The organism is Thioalkalivibrio sp. (assembly GCF_007692535.1).
GTDB lineage: Bacteria > Pseudomonadota > Gammaproteobacteria > Ectothiorhodospirales > Ectothiorhodospiraceae > Thioalkalivibrio.
Map to the genome: position 1 here is coordinate 1 of NZ_REBW01000277.1, position 4,649 is coordinate 4,649.

General features: G+C 65.5%; 3 protein-coding genes. 2 read left to right on the top strand and 1 reads right to left on the bottom strand.

Annotated elements, in window-relative coordinates; all coding sequences use genetic code 11:
• Positions 1-543 (top strand): ethylbenzene dehydrogenase-related protein (locus EA346_RS14970; RefSeq protein WP_296759931.1); only part of this gene is annotated, 543 nt, incomplete at its 5' end.
• 350 nt (positions 544-893) lie between these two features.
• Positions 894-1,289 carry a DUF6627 family protein gene (locus EA346_RS14975; protein WP_296759933.1) on the top strand — a complete coding sequence of 132 codons (396 nt, stop codon included), beginning with the start codon at positions 894-896 and terminating at the stop codon, positions 1,287-1,289.
• Between the two features lie 124 nt (positions 1,290-1,413).
• On the opposite strand, the gene EA346_RS14980 is transcribed toward EA346_RS14975, so the two are convergent.
• Positions 1,414-4,212 (bottom strand): bifunctional acetate--CoA ligase family protein/GNAT family N-acetyltransferase, encoded by a 2,799-nt coding sequence (locus EA346_RS14980; RefSeq protein ID WP_296759932.1) that lies wholly within the window; start codon positions 4,210-4,212, stop codon positions 1,414-1,416.
• Positions 4,213-4,649: the final 437 nt, after the last annotated feature.

A 4,649-nucleotide genomic window follows, 5' to 3' on the forward strand; every position in this document is an offset into this window, starting at 1 on the left:
TTCATTTCCGAGAACAACTCGGTGGCCTTCGACCCCGAGCACGACTGGCAGGTGGATGACGTGATCCCGCAGCGCTTCCTGCGCGCGCCCTCCGGCAGCCGGGGCGCTATCGCCGCCGAGGGCGGCTACGAGGATGGCGCCTGGCGGATTCGCCTGACGCGAACCCTGGAGGCACCCAACCCGAAGGACAGCAAGCGCCTGGAGGACGGCGGCGTCTATAACGTTGCCTTCGCCGTGCATACCGGCCAGGTGGGGGCGCGGTGGCACCAGGTGTCGCTGCCGCAGACCCTCGGCCTCGGCGTGGACGAGGCCGACATCGTCGCCGTCCGGGTCGACGATGTTGCCACGGCGGATGACGAAGCGCTGCGGTGGACCGAACTGCCGGTGATGTACCCCGGCCAGGCCACCTGGCAGTGGCTGCACAGCGACCATCCCGGTGCCGAACAGGTGCGCTCGGGTGAGGTGAGCATCCACGACCAGCACGTCGCGGAGGATCTGCGCGGCTTCATTATCGCCGAGGAGATCCGGCTGCTGGAGCGTTAGGACCGAGCAGTGCGCGCCGGTGCCAGCAGCGCCGGCGCGCAGACTGAAGGTCAGCGGGCAGGGGCAGTCCCGCGTTCAATACTGGATGCTTTCATGCGCAGGCCACCGCAGGTCATCGGGTGGCCGACCGGGACGGACTGGTGAGTGGTGTTGGTGAGGGTATGGCTCTTGGTCTCCCGTACATTGGCCCTTGGGCCAGAGAGGAAAAGAGCGTTTATTCGGGCTACACTCAGCCTTTATGACCGGTCATATTTGAGCGAAGACATCGTTTAAATGCGATCGATCCGCGGGGCTTCCGCGAAGTACGCTGCAACCCAGCGTGATCGAATTCACCAGAGGAGACCATGATGATGAAGGCAAACCGACACCCTTCGAAGGTCCTGGGCTTTCTTTTCGCGCTGTTGCTGGCTCTGCTTCCGGTAAGCCCGTTGATGGCCGGGATGCTCGATACCGGGTCGCTGATCCATGCCGCAACCGCGGGTGCCGAAAGGGCGGCGCTGGTGCAGCGCCTGGGTTCCCCGGATGTACGCGATGCCCTGACCCGCATGGGCGTCGACCCGGCCGATGCCGAGACCCGCGTTGCGCGGCTGACCGACGCCGAGATCTCCGATCTGAACGCCCGTCTCGATCAACTCCCGGCCGGTGCCGGCGTACTGGAAGTCGCGGTGATCGTGTTCCTCATCCTGGTGGTCACGGACGTGATTGGACTGACCAACATCTTCGCTTTCATCAGGCCGGCACGCTGACGCGTGATTCCGCAGGCGGCAGCGGGGCCGCGCAGATTGACGCACTTCCATGACGAACCTGCCAACCCGACACCGGTTGGGCTGAGCCTGTAGAAGCCCATTCGGCCCCAATACCAGCCGGCATTCAGGCGCAGGCCCTGACGCGTGCCGTTTCGCAATCGAGCTCGATTTTCGCCTCGACCACGCCGTCCTGCGGCAGGCCCAGGTGGAAGCCGACCTTGCGACAGACGCGCTGCATGCCCTGGTTCTCACTCAGGATGTCGGCGGTGATCCGCGTCACCCCTTCCTCGCGGGCACTGTTCACCAGCAGGCGGAGCAGTTGCGTGCCCATACCCAGGCGCTGATCAGCATCGTTGATGAGCATCGAGAACTCGGCGTGGCGACTGTCGTGCAGCCGGCTCCAACGCCCGACGCCGAGGATACGGTGTTCGTCGCGTTCCCGGTCGTGATAGTCGACCACCAGGGCCATCTCCCGGTCGTAGTCGGTGAAGCAGATGCGGGTGAGCCGCTCATGGGCCACGCGCTGAGTCAGCTGCATGATGTGGAAGTAGCGCAGGTAGACGCTGCCCTCGGACAGGTTCTGGTGAAACTGTGCCATCAACGGCTCGTCCTCCGGGCGAATCGGACGAATCGTCACGGCCCGCTCGTCCTTCAGGACCCAATCGCTGACGTACTGGATCGGATAGGGCCGGATGGCCGGGCGGGGCAGGGTCCGGACATCCACGTCCGGCGCGTGCAGGAGTACCCGGGCATCGAGGGCGCGCAAGGCCCCGTGTCCGGATGCGTCCATCGGGGATACCAGCAAGGGATTGATGTCGATTTCCTTGATCTCGGGATGCTCGATGATAAGCTGGCTGAAGCGGACCAGAAGCTTCTCGATCTGCGGCAGGTCCACCGCTTCGCGGCCGCGCACGCCCTGCAGCGCGGCATAGATGCGGGTCTGCTCCATCAGGATGCGGGCGAGGGTGGTGGTCAGGGGCGGGAGCGCGACGGCGCTGTCGCGCATCACCTCGACCATCTGCCCGCCAGCGCCGAACAACAGCACGGGGCCGAACTGGGCGTCCACGCTGCTGCCGAGAATGAGTTCGTAGCTGTCGTCCCGGGAAATCATCGGCTGCACGGTGACGCCATCGAAATGCTCCGCCCCGGCCTTGGCGGCTACGGTGTCGCGGATCCCCTCGAAGGCGGCGGTCACGGCCGCGTCATCGGTCAGGTGCAGGCGCACTCCACCGACGTCGCTTTTGTGGGTGAGCGTCTTCGAGTCCAGTTTGACCACCACCGGGTAGCCGATCGCCTGGGCCTGGATCACGGCCTCGGCGGCGGTGTGCGCCTTGTGGGTTGCCACCACCGGGATGCCGTAGGCCGAAAGCAGGGTCTTCGACTCGAGTTCGGTCAGCACGGTGCGCTGGTCGCGAGCGGCCTGCTTCAGCAGGCGCTTCACCTGGGTCAGGGCAAGGCCGGACTCATCCCAGGTCATCGCCGGGGCAGGGGTTTCGTAAAGGGCTTTCAGGCTGCAGTGGTAACGCCACATCAGGTTGAACAGGTGGGCGGCGGCATCCGGGTGGGAATAGGTCGGAATATTGGCCTGGTTCAGGATCGCCTGGCCAGCCACGACCTCGGTGCCGCCCATCCAGCTGGCCAGCACCGGCTTCTTCAGATCCTTGGCGCATTCCTTGATGCGCTCGGCGGTCCGGGTCGGATCGGTCATCGCCTGGGGCGTCAGCACCACCAGGATGCCGTCGGCATTCGGATCACGCGCGGCGATCTCGAAGGCCTGGGCGTAGCGCTCAGGATCGGCATCGCCCAGGATATCGACGGGGTTGCCGTGGCTCCAGTGCCGGGGCAGAACGGCATTCAGTTCGGCCAGGTTGTCTTCGTGCAGCTGGGTCAACTCGCCGCCGCCGGTGATCAGGGTATCGGTGCTGAGCACGCCCGGGCCGCCGGCATTGGTCAGGATCGTCAGACGGCGCCCCTGCGGCAGATGGATCTGCTTCGCGAGCACCTGCGCGACATTGAACATCTCGTCCAGAGAATCCACGCGCAATACCCCGGCTCGGCGGAAGGCGGCGTCGAGCACCGCATCGCTGCCAGCCAGGGAGCCGGTGTGGGACGCGGCCGCTTTCGCGGCGGCCTCGGTGCGGCCGGCCTTGATGACGATGATCGGCTTGGTCAGCGCGACCTCGCGGGCGGCGGAGAGAAACGAGCGGGCATCGCCGATGCTCTCCATGTAGATCACGATGCTACGGGTGTGCGGGTCATCGCCCAGGTAGTGGATGAGATCGCCCCAATCGACGTCCAGCATCGAACCGATGGACGCAAAGGTGCTGAACCCCACGTTGTGCTGCCGGCTCCAGTCGAGCACCGCAGTGCCGACCGCGCCGCTCTGGCTGATGAAGGCGACGTGGCCGGGCTGGGCCATCACTCCGGCGAAGGTGGCATTCAGGCCGGTTCGCGGGCTCATCACGCCCAGGCAGTTGGGTCCGATGATCCGCAGCGCGCTGTGCTGCAGGGCTTCCTGGATCTCGACCTCCAGGGCCGCGCCATCGGCTCCGATTTCCCGGAAACCGGCAGAGATCACGATCGCACCGCGTACGCCCGCCTCGACGCATTCCCGAATCACCGCAGGCACCGTAGGTGCCGGCGTAGCGATGATCGCCAGATCCACCGCTTCCGGCACATCCGCGACCGAGGCATAGGCGCGAACCCCCAGCACGCTCTGGCGCTGTCCGTTCACCGGGTACAGGGTGCCGCCGAAGGGATGGCTGAGCAGGTTCCACAGCAGGGTGCGGCCGACGCTGCCGACCCGGTCGGTGGCGCCGATCAGGGCGATCGACTTCGGGGAGAAGATCGAACGCAGATGCTGGTGATCGGAACGCAGGATATCGTAGGACCGATCGGGATTCCGGGCGAGACTCAAACTCATGGCGCATACCTGTGGTGGGCTTCGCTCGGACCGGTGCGAAGCGCGGCTACAATCAACGTGGCAATGCGCAGTTCGGGGACTCCCGGCGAGAATCCGTGCTGCATTGCACAACGAGAGGTTACTCACAATCTGAATCCAGTTCAAGGAGCTGGTGGGTATTTTTACCCAGCGCTTTGCCGCGGCCGTGACGGGCGCCGGAAGTCGGATGTCTTCATGGGCGCTGACCTGGCGCGCGATGGCCCCGGCGGAGCATGTGAGGAAGCAGGACCGGGCGGGCCACGCATGATGTGTGGTCGAACGACCGCTTCGGGGCGATCAGAGTCAACGGGACCAGGAACGTGTCACTTGGGCGAAAGGGTCATGGGTCATCCTCGAGAAGCCCGCAGCAGCAGGTTGCGCGGGGTGACCTCGCGGTCGCAGAAAGATCCGAGGTCAAC

Coding starts and splice junctions, on each gene's coding strand:
- EA346_RS14975 (WP_296759933.1), top strand. CDS start 894: ATGAAGGCAAACCGACACCCTTCGAAGGTCCTGGGCTTTCTTTTCGCG.
- EA346_RS14980 (WP_296759932.1), bottom strand. CDS start 4,212: ATGAGTTTGAGTCTCGCCCGGAATCCCGATCGGTCCTACGATATCCTG.